Source organism: Beduini sp., from assembly GCF_047239305.1.
Classification (GTDB): Bacteria; Bacillota_I; Bacilli_A; order Erysipelotrichales; family Coprobacillaceae; genus Beduini.
In genome coordinates this window covers 154,467-171,860 of record NZ_JBKTEM010000003.1, presented here as the reverse complement: position 1 = coordinate 171,860, position 17,394 = coordinate 154,467, and the positions used below count along the sequence as shown (strand labels likewise).

Here is a 17,394-nt window from a genome sequence, read left to right as displayed (position 1 = left end):
AAGAAAAACTCTGGCTTCTAATCTGAGAATGTTTAATATAACAGACTCTGAGCAAAATTTTACGGGACGCTGACAATGACTAAGCTTCGCGAGCGTTTTGTTTATTTGAGATCATTACGAACGGAGTCCATAATAACACTAATAAGACGATTTCAATCGCTGCCCAAACAGCGGCTTTGATACCTCCGCCTGTTGCCAAGAATGGGAACAAGATCGGCGGTGTTACCCAAGGTGCTGACAGTACAACTCTTTCAATAATACCTAAATCCATTAATATGTATGAAACGGCACCTAATACAGTTGGACCAATGATGAATGGTAACATATATACCGGGTTCATTACGATAGGTACACCGAATGTGATAGGCTCGTTGATTTCGAATAATCCTGGTGCTACTGAGATTCCGATAACTGTACGTTCTGCTTGTACTTTACTGAAGATCAATACAGCGATGATTAATCCGAAAGTTGATCCTGATCCACCAACACGAGTGAAACAGTTCATACCGGCAATAACGTTAGGAATTTCTTTTCCTGTTTTTCCTGCTTCGAATGCAGCTGTATTTTCCAGTAACATTGGTGTTAAGATTGGAGTAGTTACAGAGTTAACGATATTTGCCCCATGCAACCCGAATACCCATAAGAATGCGATTAAGAATTCAATTAAAATTGCTGTTCCTAATGAATCGGCTACACTGTTTAATGGTGCTGATACGAATTTCTGAATAATTACCCATAAGTTCATTCCTGAGAATTTTTCGATATAAATACCAACTGCTACAACTAAGATAACTGTGATGATTGCTGGGATCAATACTGTAAATGATCCTGCTACTGCTGGTGGTACTCCATCAGGCAATGTGATTTTTAATTTATCGTTTCTTGATAATCTTACAAAGATTTCTGCTACGATAATTGTTAAAATCATCCCAACGAACATCCCGTTTGAATCCAGTTTGTTCGCTGCTAGTCCGCCAGTAGCTACATCTGCTGTTAACACATCTACATTTGTTGCTTTGTCAGCCCATGAGTAGTTGTTTGTTAATGTCTGCACTGCTGGTGCTAATCCTAAATAGCAAGTTAAGGCTACTACTGAAGTGGCAATCCCATCTCCGTTTAGTCCTTTTGCCATTTGGTATCCTAATGTTACGACTAACAAGATTGCCATCATGTTGATAGATCCTTTGTTAACTGCTGTCATGACATCTTTAATACCTGTAGACGTGATAAAGTTTGTATATCCCTCTTGAATGGCTACAACATTTAACCCATTCTTAGAGAAGATCCCTTGGATGTTGTTGATCAATACCGCAACCGCACCAACGATTGTAACTGGCATGATAACAACGAAGGCGTCTCTGATTGCAACTAAGTGTCTTTGTGAACCGACTCTAGCTGCAAGAGGGACGAACTTTTCTTCTAAAAACTTCATTCTTCAATTTCCTCCCTTATTGTTATGGTACTATAATATCAGCTTGTAAGGGATTACACTCAAATATTTCGCTTTTTGGTACAGGTTTCATTTTCAGAATTCTTTTTCAGAAACAGAAAAAAACCTCACTCATAATGATAAAGTGAGATTTTTATAATTAATCTTTATGCTTCTTTGATTGAATTTCTTCTTGAATCATGCTTACAAAATCTTCTAAGCTGACAGTAATCTGCTCCTGTTTACCATAAGCACGGTAAGTTACTGTCTTTTCTTTTGCCTCATTATCCCCTAATACTAATTGATAAGGAATCTTATGCACTTGAGCATCACGAATCTTATAGCCTAATTTCTCATCACGAATATCATTTTCCACACGAATATGGGCTTCTTTTAAAACATTTGCTACTTCTTTAGCGTAGTCTCCATGATGTTCATTGCTGACTGCAATCACTTTTACTTGAACCGGTGAAAGCCAAGTTGGGAAAGCTCCGGCATAATGTTCAATTAAAATTCCCATGAAACGTTCCATTGAACCATAAACAACACGATGAATCATTACCGGACGATGTTTTTGACCGTCTTCACCAATATAAGTTAAGTCAAAACGTTCAGGTAAGTTAAAGTCTAACTGAATTGTTCCACATTGCCAAGTTCTGCCAATCGCATCTTTAATCTTGAAATCCAGTTTAGGTCCATAGAAAGCTCCATCTCCCGGATTTAATTTATATTCAATGCCCTTGTGTTGCAAAGCATTTGCCAATGCTTTTTCTGCCATATCCCAGATTTCCACAGAACCAATCGCTTTTTCAGGACGAGTTGAAAGTTCGATGTGATATTCAAAACCAAAGATATCGCTGTAAAATTTATCAATTAATTCAATAACACCAATGATTTCACTTTCGATCTGATCCGGAGTTAAAAAGATATGGGCGTCATCTTGAGTAAAGTTACGTACTCTAAATAACCCATGCAATGCTCCTGAGAATTCATGGCGATGAACAATCCCTAATTCTCCCATGCGAATTGGGAAGTCACGATAAGAATGCAAATCATTTTTATACACCAGAATAGATCCGGGACAGTTCATCGGTTTAATCGCATATTCCACGTCATCGATTTCTGAAGTATACATATTTTCACGATAGTTGAACCAATGTCCGGAAATCTCCCATAGTTCTTTATTCAGCATGATCGGTGTTTTGATTTCTTGATATCCTGCTTTAGCATGTTCTTCATGCCATAGATTTTCCAACTCGTTTCTAACAGCCATTCCTTTTGGTAAGAAGAAAGGGAACCCCGGACCAAATTCAGACAGGAAGAATAATTCTAATTCTTTTCCCAATCTGCGATGATCACGTTTTTCTGCCTCTTCTAAGAATTTCAAATAATTATTTAAGCCCTCTGCAGTAAAATGGCTTGTTCCATAAACACGCTGCAATTGTTTATTATTTGAATCTCCACGCCAGTAAGCTCCGGCTAATGACATTAATTTAAAATGCTTGATATCACTTGTCTTAGGCAAATGAACGCCACGGCATAAATCTGTAAAGTCTCCTTGTGAATAAACAGTGATTGTTCCTTCTAAATCCTTGATAAGTTCTACTTTATAAGGATCCTCTTTAAACATTTCCAAAGCCTCTTCCTTGCTGACCACTTTACGTGTAATCACTTCAGCTTTAGAAGCTAAACGTTTCATTTCCTTTTCAATCTTTGGCAGATCACTTTCAACGATTGCCGGTTCTACATCGACATCATAGTAAAAACCATTTTCAATATTGGGACCGACACCGAATTTAGCGTCAGGCCATAAACTCTTAATTGCCTGTGCCATTAAGTGAGCAGTCGAATGATTTAAGATATCAAAAGCATCGATCATATCATTTGTAATCAATTCCAATTTAGCGTCTTCTTCAATCGGTCTGCTTAAATCATACATTTCACCGTTTACCTTTGCGGCAACACTTTTTTTACGCAGTCCTGAAGAAATGCTTTGTGCGATTTCTCCGGCACTGATGCCTTTTTCAAATTCTTTGACGTTTCCGTCTAAAAAAGTTATTTTAATCATTTTTATCTTCTCCTATCCAAAAGCGTAAATAAGTCTGTAATTCATCTTCATCATAATATTCATTTTCTAACTGACCGCCACATTTCTCGATTGTTTTGCGAGAAGCGATATTCTCCTTATTACATGTCACTAAGACACGATCAATGCCTAAATCATGACAGATCATCAGCCCCATTTTAAGCATGGTTGTGGCATAGCCTTTTTTTCTTTCACTGGGAGCCACACTATAGCCAATGTGCCCTCCGCTTTTTAATAAGCCTTCGTTTAAACGATGACGAATATTGATCGTTCCTAATATTTTATTTTCACCTACTAAAAAGTAGGTGGTGGCGGGAACATACCCGTCTGGCAGCTGAACCCCTAAATGATAGTTCTTTGCTTTTTCTAACCAGTCCTGATAATCTTCGTTTTGATGACATCCGCCATCTCCATTGATATAGAATTCCCCCGCCGCAAATGTTTCTTCCTGATATGCTTTAATCATATCTTTATGCTTCATACTTGGAAATTCTAATACTGCTTCCGACATTTAACCCCCTCCTTTTTAATAAAAAAGAGACTTCGTCAAAGGACGAAATCTCGTGGTACCACCTTTATTTGCATATTGCTATGCCTCAATATCGTAACGTGATCAACGGCCATCTCTTTCGAGGGCAACTATTAGGGAGTACCTATACATATATTCAAAGACTTTCACCTACCGTCTTCTCTCTAAAGAAATCTATCTATAGACATATCCTAAATCCTTGTTTTTATACTTTTATTCTAATCTAATTTATGCAATTGTCAAGAATTATGTTTCATAAATCTTTTCACTCTGTATTATTCCCTTTCCTTCATCAAGGTATCCCCTTTTTTTATAAAAAGCCGTTGAATCCCACCATAAATTCTGATGTAAAAGCAAAAGTGCGGGAACATACAGAATCCAAGTCAGATAAACATATAGGATATTTCCAAAAATATTGTATAACCCTACACAAAGATCACTTATTAAAAGAATGAGAAAGCCGATTTTTAAAGTTGAATGCTTTTTGATATTCCCTAACAGCATCACAATATAAATGGCTGCCAGTTTAATGACAATCGGCAATGGCAGCAGTAATCCAATCCCGATAATATAATAGCTATTAATCCCGAAATAAAGCCATTGCATTAAAATAAAGAAATAAATGCCTAAAATGGGATCCTGCTGATAGGCTAAGAAATAATCACCAGCAAAAGTCAGAACCAATAAAAAAGACTGCTTTTTATTTTTATAAGCAAGGGAAAGGGAAATTAAAAAAAGAGTAATCCATAATTTATTCACATCATTTGTGATATCGCATAAGATTAATATTTCCAATAAAAAAAGAACCATGATTTTCACTATTTTCATAGTTTAATTATGGTTCATTCTTTTATTCTTTATACGCTTGATAAAATAAATCAGTACAAAGCCAACCAACATTCCTAAGGAATCGATGAAAACATCCTGAATCTGTCCACTGCGCCCGGGAACAAATAACTGATGCACTTCATCACTGCAGGCGTAGATGACGGTAATCAAGGCTGCATAACGATAAGGCTTTAGAGGCTGAAGCAAAATGACTGCCCGATAAGACAAAATCCCTAAAACAAAATAGGAAAACATATGGGCACTTTTGCGAACGATAAATTGAAGCGTATCCATGATCGGCAGATGAATCAGATCTATCCCGATCCACTCTCCGATTCTAGCCAAAAGCTGACCACTGGTGCCGCTTGACTGATCGCCGTTCTGCATTGAAAACATGAAGATTACGATCATCCAGAGAACGACCAGTCCAAAGCGAAGATAGATCTTTTTCTTATTTCCACTCAATAACATCGCCCACCTTTCCCATAAAACCAATATAATCAATATCTAAGATGTGGTCACAATACAAACTGTCATAGCTTACTTTAGCTTCATTTTCCATGACTTTGACCCCAATTACACGGACATGCTCCGGCTGCTGAATCACCTCTTGATTTTCATAACGGAACCAGTGTGTATCTGTATTCATTAATGTGAAAGATTCAGGCAATGCTTTGATTTGATCACTATTGATATAGCGATATGGACCTAACTGCAGCAGATTTTGATCTAAAATAATAAGATCGCACATTTCACGAGAATAATTCCCCGGCAGTTCGATAAATGGCACAGCGTGATGCTCATCTATGATACGAAGCGGAAAAGGAAATAAAACCACATCCAATGTCTCCATCATGATTGGCGCAATGACCTGCAAATCTTGTGTATAGAATGTTCGTTGGTCTATGTATTCATTCATTTTTAGATAATATTTCCCGGGAATTGACATTTTCTTTCCTTCTCCCCGTTTTATTTTCTGACCAATGACACTTCTTATTTCAACATTTCCATCTAAATAAGTCACATACATATAGGTTTCACCATTTTCATCTATAAAACCAAAACGAGGATGATCAAAGCCCAATAGTTGTCCCGGATAAACATATTCTGTTTCCATTTTATTTAATAAAACCGGTGTCGTCAGTTTGCCCATTTGATAGTAAGCTAAACTAAGCTGTTCTTTTTTATATTGAATCTGATAGACACGGTTATCGGCTCCATAGCTTCCTTCAATCTGTATAGCCTGTTTGGGTATCATCAGCGTTGTTTCTTCCTGATATTCTTGGAGATACATCTTTCCCAGTTCTTTTGCAAGAGCCGCTACTCCTGATTCCTTAGAAGTGCTAAGGACAGCAACACTGAGTTTTCTTTTTGGCAACAAATAAGCATAACTCATATAACCAAATGTTGCACCGCCTTTGGCGACTGCTTTAAAGCCCATTGCTTCAAAATACGGAAGTGCAATATGGTCAAAGCCTAAGCCATAACCATTGGCATTAAGCGATAGAGTCTGAATAGGGTTTACATACTGCATGCTGCTCATTTCATTCCAGCTTTCTTGACTGATCAGCCGATAGTCGTTTAAGGCATCCAAAAATAAGCAAAGATCCTCAGCTGTGCTGTATACTCCACCAGAGCCAATACCATTTACATATTCCTGATTAAAATCACGTTCATAATCGTTGGTAGCATGAGCATAAGTGTCCTCATTTAAAACCGCTCCCGGAAATTCTGTATCCTTCATTCCTATAGGATTAACAATATAAGTAAGACAATAATCTCGAAAAGACATCTGACTTACAGTTTCTACCAGATATTGTGCTAATACAAAGCCATCATTGCAGTAAACACTGTACTTGCCCGGTTCACTCTTTAAAGGAAGCTGACGGTACATCTCCAGCATATCAAAAATATACTGCGGATAATAATGATTCGTATATTTACCACGGAAAGAGGTAGAAGGCAGTCCGCTGCTGTGATTTAGCAGCATGCGAACAGTAATTTGGCGATAGCGGCGATCTTTCATAATAAAATCTGACACATAATCACAGACCGGACGATCGAGGTCTACCTTATTTTGATCGACCAGTTGTAAAACAGCGACAGTGACAAACAATTTAGAAATAGATCCTATCGTAAAACGTGTATGCCCATTTACCTGATCCGAAAAACCGCATTGTCTGTTTCCAAAGCTATAAGAAAAAACAGGCTGATTATGGTCATGAATACAAACACTAACTGCTTGAATATCTTTTTCCTGACAATATTTTTCTATGAAAGCTTTCATTCCTTTTTCCTCCTGTCATCCACTAAATAAAACCGGTTTTGAAACGAGACACATAAAAGATGTTCCACAGGCAATGTGGCAGTCTGAAACATGAACGGTGTCAACAGTTCACCTAATGCGTTCATATAGCCATAACGATAACCTACTCCGGCAATAATATGCTGTCCCTTACAGATCGTTAACGTATCATAGATGATCGGAATAACAAGCTCTCCAGATACCGAATACATACCGTAATACCCCTCTTTTTCTACACGTACCCTATCCTCAAATACCGGCAGCAAATCATCATAAAGGCATGGGATAATCAGCTTTCCGCTTACATGGATAAGTCCCCAGCCGTTTTCATTGAGTACACGATAATAGTCCTGATAGCCGTCTTTCAACTGATCATAAATAAAATCAATCTTGATTTCTCCCTGCGGACTGATTACTCCATAGTAATCCTCTTTCCTTGCAATCAGATCATGGTCTGCCCAAATCAAAGTCTCATAATCAAACGGAAGCAGAATATTTCCCTCTAAATCAATGACTCCATAATAATTTCCTTTTTTCACAATCGCCATATGTTCATGAAAGGCTTGAGCTTCATCAAACCCTTGTGACAATGTGATCTCTTTATCTAAATGACAATAGTACCAGTGTCCGTTCATTTTCATCGGCACAACCCCTTCAGCATAATCTCCTACTTCTTCTTCAAAAACATAATGCTGATCGTCAAATTTAAAAATGGTAATAGGTCCTAAAACCAAACGCTGATGATCATGATGAATCCTAATATCATCATAAATGAGGTCTAAAACAATATTTCCCTGACAGTCAATCAAACCATAAAGATGCTCACCTTCTTGATTGATTATCGCATAACCATGATGAAACATGTAGGTATCCTGTCTTTTAGTTTCATCTATAGACAAGTGAAGATCAATCACAAAATGACCATTCTGATCGATAAATCCGCCATGCTGATCTGTTTCCACATAGGCTAGTCCTTCACTAAACTGGTACACTCTTTCTAAATTTGGGATATCTAATAAGCGACTGTGTTCTGTTTCCCAGCTGACATTATAAAAAGAAAGCGGCAAAGCTTGGTTGAGACGTCTCGCTAAAATGCTTAACAAGCGATTTTGAGCCATCTCTTTATTCATCATAATCCAGTCATATTCGCTCCACAACAGCTGTAATTCTTCATCCGCTGAGGCAATCGTATCGGCTTCAGATAAATAATAATAGGCTTTTTCTAAATCCTTTTTACCATAAAGATATACTCGAATATAATTCAAATAGATCCACAGATCCCGTCTGCCTTGTGCAAAAGCTTTATCTAAATAAAATAATTTCTGCTCGTGATCCTCCAATACACCGTATAAATAAGCCAGCTCACTTAATAAAAACAAATGATCCGGACTGATCGAATATCCCTTTTCATAAGCATAGATCGCATCTTCGATTCTATAAAGCTGATGATACGCATAACCTAATTCAATCCAAGTTTCCCCGTCACGGTTATCCTCAACTATTTCTTCCAGCTTATCTACTGCCTCCTGATAATTTTCAATCAAATTATAGTAGACTCCAAAATGATAACAGACAAAATCATGGTGTTCAGGATATTGAACCAGCATTTCCAAGTAAGTATGCTGATCTTCCATTGTTTCATTCATCTCATTTAAGATAATGATATCTTCTAAAAGCATTTCATCTCTGCCTAATTCCAATAAGCGCTTATTCATCCTATTAGCTTTAGTATAATCGCCTAAATCACTGTAAGCGTTGGCAAGCTGCTCTAAAGTCCAGCGGTCATCCGGATGTAGTTCCAGTCCTTCCAGTAAATAAATAATGCCTTCTTCCTGCATCCCCATTTTTAAATACGTATAAGCGAGTTCACTGAAAAGCCATTGATCTTCTCTTCCTAAGTACACACATTTTTCTAAGTAGAATAAAGCTTCGTCAAACTGTTCCAAACGATTGTAGGTCCAACCAATCTCACTGTATAAAGTAATGCTTTCAGTGACCTGCTGACTGGCTTTTAAAAAATAAGGCAGAGCTAAATGATATTGTTCTAAAGCGTTGTAAAGCTGTCCTCTTGTAAAGTTGAGCCAAATGGAATCCACAACCTGATGAGCAATCGTCTCTAAATATAAAAGAGCTTCCTGATATTGTTTTTCTTTCAGATAACGCTGTAGCGTTTGCTCATACTCTTTCTTTGTCCTAAATAAAAAAGTTTCATCCATTTTCTCACCTTCTTTTCAATACTTCTATTATAAACATATCAAAGATTCTTTACAAATAAAAAGGAAACATATCGTTTCCTAAATACCAAACCCGGTAATCATTCCCATGAGATAAACCCCGTACAATTTAAAGATCAGTTTATAACTGATTGCTCCCATAATATAAATAAAGCACATCAGTATAAAGGCAATGACACAAGACAGTACTAAAATACTGATTAAGTGATCGCCGCTGACAATCCTTGATAAAACAAGTGTCTTAATAAACATAACACTGGCAAAGATCAATCCGCTGATAAATATAAAAAGAATCAAATAACCAATGAAACTATTAAGCGGCAATAACAGCAATAAGCACCCAACGACAATAAATGGATCCAACACAATCCCAAAGATATTAGTTGCCTTTAGTGAGCGAAACAGTGAAACCTTATGATGTTCAACGACTCCCTCTACTGCGGTTAAAACAAAAGCAATCAGCCATTGGAAAAGCAGACTTAATATAAAAACTGCAAGCATCATTTCTAAGAAAGGTCCCCAGATCTGAAAATATTTTCCATAGCCAATATTATGTACGAATAACTGCATTTTAATTGCCAGTACAAATGGAATCAATGATAATATAAAGCCATTAATGACACTTATTAGAATATGTGTCTTAAAAGAATAACCAAAAATATGCTGGATGGCTCCGACATGATCTTTCATAAAACTGGCAATATGTTTAAAATAATTTAAAGAAACATGTCCCACTTGTTTCCCGGTTTCATACAAGATCTCACTGACTGGTTTTTTAGGTTCCTCTTCTTCCGAATGAACCTCAATCTCATTTTTTTCTTCTGTAGCGGGTTCTTCTTCCGTTTCCTCTTTTTCTATTATTTCTGTTTCTTCTTTTGAATCCTCATTTAAATTATCATTATCGATAGGATCCTGATCGTTTCTTTTATCATCATCCATTTTTAAACCTCCTCTATAGATAAATCATAGCTAAATTTCTTATAAAATGAAAGAAAAAGATGTTCTTTAGGAAGATTTTGTATATAATAGAGATAGTTAAAAATGAATAAATGGCAAAACACATGGCATCTTTTACGAGCGATAGTGGTTCATTAACTCAGGCGTAAAGGGATGTTTACGCCATTTTTTTATGGAGGACACTATGAAAAAAAATATTTTATTAGGAATTACCGGTGGAATAGCGGCTTATAAGGCTGCCGATCTTACCAGTCAGCTAATCAAGCTTGGCTATGATGTGGATATTATCATGACCAAAAACGCCACAGAATTTATCGCCCCTTTGACCTTTGAATCTCTGACAAAGAAAAAAGTGTATTTAGATACTTTTGAGAGAACGACAGACGGCGAAGTCAAGCATATCGAACTCGCAAAAAAAGCAGATGTTTTCATGATCGTTCCCGCAACTGCAAACATCATAGCGAAGATTGCTCATGGGATTGCTGATGATATGCTGACCTCTACTTTTTTAGCGGCAACCTGCCCAAAAATACTTGCCCCGGCTATGAATACCCATATGTATGAAAATCCGATGACACAAGATAATCTGGAACGCTGCCGACATTTTGGCATGACTCTAGTGGAGCCTAGCAGCGGACGTTTAGCCTGTGGGGACAGTGGAAAAGGAAAGCTGCCTTCAACTGAAATTCTGCTTGACGCTATTGAGTTTGCTTTAATCACAAATAAGCCGTTAACCGGTAAAAAGGTATTGGTAACTGCCGGTCCCACACAAGAGAATATTGATCCGGTGCGTTTTATCACCAATCATTCCAGCGGTAAAATGGGTTATGAGATCGCCAAAATGGCACGGCTGCTAGGTGCAGAAGTAACTCTATTAAGCGGACCTGTGACTCTTAAAGAACCGATTGGCATTAAAATGCTTTATTTTACAACCGCACAGGAACTATTTGAATTAGTTAAAGAAATCCTGCCGCATTATGACTATATTATCAAAGCTGCAGCCGTAGGTGATTATCGCTGTGAGGATGTTCAGCCCCATAAAATTAAAAAACAAGATAAGCAGCTGACACTGACCTTTACTTCAACCCCTGATGTTTTAATGTATATCGGTCAGCATCGCCTGCCTCATCAAGTAATCTGCGGCTTTGCGATGGAAACACAAAACTTAGTTGAGAATGCTGCTGCTAAATTATCAAAAAAGAACTGTGACCTGCTGGTAGCCAATCATCTGCTTACAGATGGAGCCGGATTCCAGACAGATACGAATGTCGCTACTATTATTACTCCGCAGTATCAAAAAGAATATGAACTGATGAGTAAAAAAGAATTAGCTAAGATCATCTTAGAAACAATGATTGAAATCGAAAAGGAGAAATCATTATGCTAGTCGCTGTTGATATTGGAAATACAAATATTACGATTGCTTTATTTGATGGTAAAAAGATTATCGGCAATTACCGTCTGACCACTAAAATGCAAAGAACAAGTGATGAATACGGCTTTATGCTGCTGAGCTTCTTCAATGCCTCTGACACCTCAATCGAAGATGTGGAAGATGTCATTATCAGCAGTGTCGTTCCCAAAATCATGCACTCATTTACCAGTGCTATCATCAAATACCTGCATCATGAGCCAATCCTCATCGGACCGGGCATCAAAAGCGGGATTGCCATCAAATCGGATAATCCCAGTTCAGTTGGGGCGGATCGCATCGTCGATGCCGCCGGCGCATACTATACTTACGGCGGTCCTGTATTAGTGATCGATTTTGGCACCGCTTCTACTTTTGATTATGTTAATGAAAAAGGAGAGTTCCTTTATGGGATCACAGCTCCCGGCTTAGAAATCTGCGCACAGGCACTTTCTTCACAAGCTGCGCAATTACCGGAAATCCAAATTGTTAAACCGGATACGATCCTCGCTAAAAATACTGTGAAAAGCATGCAGGCTGGAGTTATTTACGGCTATATCGGACTGACTGAAAATATTATCAAGCAAGTAAAAAAGGAAATCGGCACCCCGATGAAAGTGATTGCGACCGGTGGTTTAGGACGCGTTATTTCAGCGGAAACCGATCTTATCGATGAATATGACAGTGATCTGACATTTAAAGGATTATATCTGATCTATCAGCGTCACTTAAAACAACTTGAAAAGAGAGCATCCTACTAAGGGTGCTTTTTAAAACCCAATTTCTGTTTTATTGAAACTCAAAAAACTGAATGCTATAATGAAAGAAAGAAAAGAGGGATATGATGTGTAAAGAATGCTACTGTGATGAGCCTAGGATTACCCCCCTGCTTCACCCGCTTGATTGTTTAAATCAGCATACTCAATATATTTGCGGAACCTGCGGTCGCTGCATCTGCATTGAACGTGATCCAAAACGAGGTCTGCAACGATGGAACTTTCCATTCAAGTCCTTAGCTGTCGCAAAACTTTATTTACGAACTGCTGATTATACAATGAAGACTGCCTGCGGGATCTATGAGATTAAAAACGATCAAGGCAGAATTTCCTATAAAATATTTGCGCACTTTTCTGATTTGCAAGAATATTTATCTAAAAATAAAAACAAGCACTGTGAAAAAATGGTGCCTGTGTTTCAAATGGATTCCTATCAGGAATATCCCCATACTAAAGTAAGAAAGCTTACCGCTAAAGAAATCGAATGCTATCTAAAAGAACGCTGAAATCAGCGCTCTTTTTAATTGAGTGATGAATGACTGAGAATGTAAAACTCTTCTTGACTAGGAAGTGTTTTTTTCTCCAGCTTTTCTAAGCTATCGTCAAATTTCTGAGCTTCCTTTTCATCGATCTGCATGATAGGACTGTCATAATAAGTCCACTTTCTTCCGTCTAAAACATTATCTTTTAGCTCTTTTACCATCATTGCCGAAGGAAAGACACCGCCTTCTATAGAGATATTATATTTTTTACAGCTTTTAAATCCACGTGCAACATAATTGCTCGGGCTTCCAAAGATGACAATGACATCATAGCCTAAAGATATGGCTTCATTAAAAGAATACTCCAACAGCCTTTTACCGTAGCCTTTGCGTTGATAATCAGGATGAATACACAAAGGTCCAAATGTCAAAATTTCTTTTTCCTGTCCGTTTTCATCCACTAACTTTGCTTTCGTATACATGATATTTCCAATAATCTTCCCATCTAACTCCAATACAAAATCCAATTCCGGAATAAAATCGTTATGTTTTCGCATGATATGAACCAAATAATGTTCAGTACATCCCGGAATATATAAATTATAGAATGCCTTGCGTGTCATTTCTTCTACGATTGAATAATCCTTTTCTTCTTCATTTCTGATAGTGATCATGATAGTTCCTCCTTTGGTGTCGGTTGGATTAAATGATGCTCGAATAAGGTATCAAATGTATTGACTGCACCTCCATGCTCAACAATTTTTCCATCTACGACTTTATCAATATCTACACCTGTAAACTTTAGTCTTTTATGGGTGGGCTTAATCCCGATCCATTCCCCTTTATGTGTTCCTTCCATAATAAATTCTGAGACGACATAATCTTTATCCACATATTGGCGAGTAAGTGTCATTGTATAATCCGGATATGTTTTTTTCACCTCTATAAGATGTGTTTTCATTCCTTCAATGCCCAACGGAAAGTTCTGATCCCCTACTCTTATCTCACATTCTTCAGCAACATATTGCCCAAGCTCATCAAGCAGGTTCTTTGATACGACCTCCTCATAAAAATACCTTATGATTTCTTTCTTTTCCATCTTTATCGCCCCCTAATAATTGTATTCCTTTTAAGTATACCATGTCCCTATAGTTCCCGTCATTTTATTTTACCGATGGGTATTTGTAAAGACAGTGACATTAAATCCAAAATAAAAAGATAATCATGACGATTATCCTTGGCGATGATCTCCAAAACGCGTGACATAAAGCTGAGAGATTAACTCTGCAAATGACAGCAGCATGAAACGTCCCATATAAAGATCATCATCTGAAGAAATATAAATGACACGATCAAATTCACTCACTAATTTAGGATCATGATTCGCTGTAATTAAAACTGACTTTGCTCCCGATTTTTCAATCGCACGCTTTAAACGCGGCGTTCCGCGAAGGTAGTTGCCTCGAACAGATATCGTAATGGCAATACTGTCAGCGTTCAGACTTTCAGCAATCTTGATCTGCTGATCAGAATCATTTTTGGCGATTGAATATTTATTACATGACAGCAATGCTGCCTGAATCAGCTGAGCAATGCTGTGAGAAAAATGGGATCCATAAAAAGCAACATTGCTGCTGTCATGAATATCATCTACAAATTCTTCCAACACTTCCCAGTCAAGCAAATCAATCTGTTCTTCTAAACGCATACCCGCTTTTTTCAAATAAACCGCACTGGCTTTTTTAGGATCTTGAAGCATGACAGGTTCATAATAATCGGTGCTTTTTAAACTTGTATATTTGGCACACTCCATCTTTAAATGGATATAGTCGTCATATCCTAATTTACGACAAAAGCGACTGATCGAAGCAGGTGAAACATGGCAGGTATTTGCGAATACTACAATGTTCATCTCGGCAATTTCAGAAATATTCTTTAATATAAAATCAGCAATTGTATAATTTAAATCATCTTTTGATGAAGAATTAACAAATAAAACCAGTCGATAAAATAAGTAGTTCACCCTATCATCCTCTCTATAATTCCTTAATAAATTCCTTGATTAACTGCATTCCCATCATAACATTTTCATCACTTGTTGCATAGGATAAGCGAATAAAATCATTACATTGACTGCCCAGGGCATTGCCGGGAACGACCGCTACACCTTTTTCCTCCAGCAAGGCATCAGCAAATTGCTGACCGTCTAATCCGGTCTTAGAGACATCGATAAAAACATAGAATGCCCCTTGCGGTATCACAAAATCAAGCTCCGGTATTTCCTTTAGCATTCGCATCACTTTCTGCCGACGCTGATCAAAACGTCGGACCATTTCTTGTACTTCTTTTCGTGTTGTTTCGTTATTCATCACTTTAGCGACACCAACCTGTATAAAGGTGGGTGCACAGGTGGTAGCGTACTGATGAACTTTTAATAAGGGTTCTATCAGTTCTTTGTCCGCACACAGATATGCCAAACGCCATCCGGTCATCGCATAGGCTTTAGAAAAGCCGTTCATCATAATCGTTCTTTGTTTCATTGACGGATATGCAGCAAACGATCTGCATTTTCGATCATCATACACTAACTGATCGTAGATTTCATCAGAAAATACCAGCAGATCATGTTGGATACATATATCACATAAAGCCTGAATAGACACCGAGTCGTAAACTGCTCCTGTTGGATTGCACGGATTATTAATAACGATCATTTTCGTTCTTGGTGTAATGGCTTCTTTTATATCTTCTATGTCCAGCTGAAAACCATTCTCTTTTTTTAACGGGACATCGACAAATATGCCCCCTGCCATATGAATCATATTTTCATAGCTTAAAAAAGCCGGTGTACAGACGATGACTTCATCCTCTGGATTAATCAGCCCCAGCATGACATGATTAATGGCTTCCGAACCTCCACTGGTAATCAGTATTTCTTCACTAGGATCATAGTGGATTCCATGGTGACATTTCACAAGTTCAGAGACTTCTTTTCTCAGTTTCAAATCCCCCCGATTTGAAGCATAATGACTGTAATTGTCTTCTATGGCTTGGATTGTCGCCTGCTTGATCGAGCTCACTGTCGCAAAGTCCGGTTCCCCTGTACTAAAGCGAATAATTGAACGACCAAGAGCTTCCAAAGCATTCGCTTTATCACTGACTGCACGAATTTTTGAAGCTTTTACTTCGTTTAATCTTGCTGCTCCTTTATTCATTTTTATCCCCCTATTATCATATATTTTCAATTATACCTGAATTTTTGAAAAGTACAATCGTAAACAATATTTTGTTGAAGAACGACAAAATTACTGTTACACTGATTAAAAGGAGTGATGCCAATGAAGTATTTTAATCGTGGCGTTTTAATTTTATCTATCTTACTTTTACTCTACGTAATCGTTATTAATATTGTTTATGGAAATATAGCCTTTTCCAAAATTCTTGGATTTGCTTGTATTCTTGGTATACTTTACGGCATATTCCAGATCAGACAGCACGATCAGCTGTTAGCCGTCTTGCCGATCTGGTTAAAATATATTTTATATGGTTTATTTACAGCCGGTTTAATATTATTTATAATCGTAGAAAGCGTTATTATTTATGGTGCTGTACATATTGATGAGCTGCAAGCCGATAAAGTAGTCGTTTTAGGTGCCGGATTAAAAGGCGATCAGATCACCACTTCATTACTTTATCGTTTGGATACAGCGATTGAATATTATCAAAAGTTTCCCGAAACAACTCTGATTGTAAGCGGCGGTCAAGGAGAAGGAGAAACAATCAGTGAAGCCTCGGCGATGTATCAATATTTAGTAAAGCACGGCATTCCTAAAGAGAAGATCATTCAGGAAGATCAGTCAACCAATACCTACGAAAACTTTAAGTTCTCTATGCAGTATATCCAAGCCAATGATAAGGTCATGATTATATCCAATGACTTTCATATGAGCAGGGCAAAGCTGATTGCCAGCCGTCTAGGCATTGATGCTTACGGATACAGTGCACCAAGCCATTTGCCAACCATCATTAATTTTTATATTCGTGAATTCTTTGCCTATTTAAAAGATTTTATCTTAATACGTCCATAACAACAATTTTACCAAGCAAAAGTAAAACAATTAAACATAAAACAAATCCCGCCTTCTCATCACGACTTACAGATTGCCCCTTCTATCATCACAGATATCTATCAAGCCTTTAAAAGTTTAGAGGATCAGCATTTACTAAAGAAGCGGAAACGGTCTCTTTGATTTTGGTAATTTTCAGATTCATATATAATTTTTATTTAATTCTATTGATAAACAGAATGTTTTTTAATTTACACTATATAACTATGAATTAATTTTCTTGACATCTT

16 protein-coding genes are annotated in these 17,394 nt (G+C 37.4%); 4 read left to right on the top strand and 12 right to left on the bottom strand.

Going from position 1 to position 17,394, the window contains the following annotated elements; all coding sequences use genetic code 11:
• Nucleotides 1–79: 79 nt before the first annotated feature.
• From ACLRVU_RS07095 to ACLRVU_RS07060, 8 genes are all read right to left on the bottom strand, one after another.
• Complete coding sequence (locus tag ACLRVU_RS07095; protein ID WP_412891332.1) at nucleotides 80–1,432, bottom strand: PTS sugar transporter subunit IIC; 1,353 nt, start codon at nucleotides 1,430–1,432, stop codon at nucleotides 80–82.
• 157 nt (nucleotides 1,433–1,589) lie between these two features.
• Entirely contained in the window at nucleotides 1,590–3,497 is a 1,908-nt protein-coding gene (gene thrS, locus ACLRVU_RS07090) for a threonine--tRNA ligase (protein WP_412891331.1), read from the bottom strand.
• The gene (locus ACLRVU_RS07085) at nucleotides 3,490–4,026 is read right to left on the bottom strand and encodes a GNAT family N-acetyltransferase (RefSeq protein WP_412891330.1); all 537 of its coding nucleotides are present in this window, start codon (nucleotides 4,024–4,026) and stop codon (nucleotides 3,490–3,492) included. The genes thrS and ACLRVU_RS07085 overlap by 8 nt, the downstream gene beginning before the upstream one ends.
• A gap of 264 nt (nucleotides 4,027–4,290) precedes the next feature.
• Nucleotides 4,291–4,872 carry a hypothetical protein gene (locus ACLRVU_RS07080; RefSeq protein ID WP_412891329.1) on the bottom strand — a complete coding sequence of 194 codons (582 nt, stop codon included), beginning with the start codon at nucleotides 4,870–4,872 and terminating at the stop codon, nucleotides 4,291–4,293.
• A 3-nt stretch (nucleotides 4,873–4,875) separates the two neighbouring features.
• Nucleotides 4,876–5,337: a VanZ family protein gene (locus ACLRVU_RS07075; protein WP_412891328.1), complete on the bottom strand. Its 462-nt coding sequence runs from the start codon at nucleotides 5,335–5,337 to the stop codon at nucleotides 4,876–4,878.
• A complete protein-coding gene (locus ACLRVU_RS07070) occupies nucleotides 5,324–7,159 on the bottom strand; it encodes a serine hydrolase domain-containing protein (protein WP_412891327.1) in 1,836 nt (611 codons plus the stop codon). Before ACLRVU_RS07070 ends, ACLRVU_RS07075 begins: the two co-directional genes overlap by 14 nt.
• On the bottom strand, nucleotides 7,156–9,393 hold the full coding sequence (locus ACLRVU_RS07065) for a WG repeat-containing protein (RefSeq protein ID WP_412891326.1): 2,238 nt from the start codon (nucleotides 9,391–9,393) through the stop codon (nucleotides 7,156–7,158). The genes ACLRVU_RS07070 and ACLRVU_RS07065 overlap by 4 nt, the downstream gene beginning before the upstream one ends.
• A 78-nt stretch (nucleotides 9,394–9,471) precedes the next feature.
• Nucleotides 9,472–10,350 carry a hypothetical protein gene (locus ACLRVU_RS07060; RefSeq protein ID WP_412891325.1) on the bottom strand — a complete coding sequence of 293 codons (879 nt, stop codon included), beginning with the start codon at nucleotides 10,348–10,350 and terminating at the stop codon, nucleotides 9,472–9,474.
• Nucleotides 10,351–10,552: 202 nt separating this feature from the next.
• Here ACLRVU_RS07060 and coaBC point away from each other — a divergent pair, with 202 nt between their 5' ends.
• The 3 genes from coaBC to ACLRVU_RS07045 all read left to right on the top strand — a co-directional run bounded on the left by coaBC (nucleotide 10,553) and on the right by ACLRVU_RS07045 (nucleotide 13,061).
• The gene (coaBC, locus tag ACLRVU_RS07055) at nucleotides 10,553–11,755 is read left to right on the top strand and encodes a bifunctional phosphopantothenoylcysteine decarboxylase/phosphopantothenate--cysteine ligase CoaBC (protein WP_412891324.1); all 1,203 of its coding nucleotides are present in this window, start codon (nucleotides 10,553–10,555) and stop codon (nucleotides 11,753–11,755) included.
• The gene (locus ACLRVU_RS07050; RefSeq protein WP_412891323.1) at nucleotides 11,749–12,540 is read left to right on the top strand and encodes a type III pantothenate kinase; all 792 of its coding nucleotides are present in this window, start codon (nucleotides 11,749–11,751) and stop codon (nucleotides 12,538–12,540) included. The genes coaBC and ACLRVU_RS07050 overlap by 7 nt, the downstream gene beginning before the upstream one ends.
• 83 nt (nucleotides 12,541–12,623) lie before the next feature.
• A complete protein-coding gene (locus ACLRVU_RS07045) occupies nucleotides 12,624–13,061 on the top strand; it encodes a hypothetical protein (protein WP_412891322.1) in 438 nt (145 codons plus the stop codon).
• A 14-nt stretch (nucleotides 13,062–13,075) separates the two neighbouring features.
• On the opposite strand, the gene ACLRVU_RS07040 is transcribed toward ACLRVU_RS07045, so the two are convergent.
• The 4 genes from ACLRVU_RS07040 to ACLRVU_RS07025 form a co-directional block, all read right to left on the bottom strand.
• A complete protein-coding gene (locus tag ACLRVU_RS07040) occupies nucleotides 13,076–13,711 on the bottom strand; it encodes a GNAT family N-acetyltransferase (RefSeq protein WP_412891321.1) in 636 nt (211 codons plus the stop codon).
• Nucleotides 13,708–14,136, bottom strand: a complete 429-nt coding sequence (locus ACLRVU_RS07035) for an ester cyclase (protein ID WP_412891320.1) — start codon at nucleotides 14,134–14,136, stop codon at nucleotides 13,708–13,710. Before ACLRVU_RS07035 ends, ACLRVU_RS07040 begins: the two co-directional genes overlap by 4 nt.
• Before the next feature lie 132 nt (nucleotides 14,137–14,268).
• Nucleotides 14,269–15,060, bottom strand: a complete 792-nt coding sequence (locus ACLRVU_RS07030; protein ID WP_412891319.1) for a MurR/RpiR family transcriptional regulator — start codon at nucleotides 15,058–15,060, stop codon at nucleotides 14,269–14,271.
• A 13-nt stretch (nucleotides 15,061–15,073) separates the two neighbouring features.
• Nucleotides 15,074–16,252: a pyridoxal phosphate-dependent aminotransferase gene (locus ACLRVU_RS07025; protein ID WP_412891318.1), complete on the bottom strand. Its 1,179-nt coding sequence runs from the start codon at nucleotides 16,250–16,252 to the stop codon at nucleotides 15,074–15,076.
• Between the two features lie 123 nt (nucleotides 16,253–16,375).
• Between ACLRVU_RS07025 and ACLRVU_RS07020 the strand changes: the two genes are divergently transcribed.
• Nucleotides 16,376–17,125 (top strand): YdcF family protein, encoded by a 750-nt coding sequence (locus tag ACLRVU_RS07020; protein ID WP_412891317.1) that lies wholly within the window; start codon nucleotides 16,376–16,378, stop codon nucleotides 17,123–17,125.
• Nucleotides 17,126–17,394 lie beyond the last annotated feature (269 nt).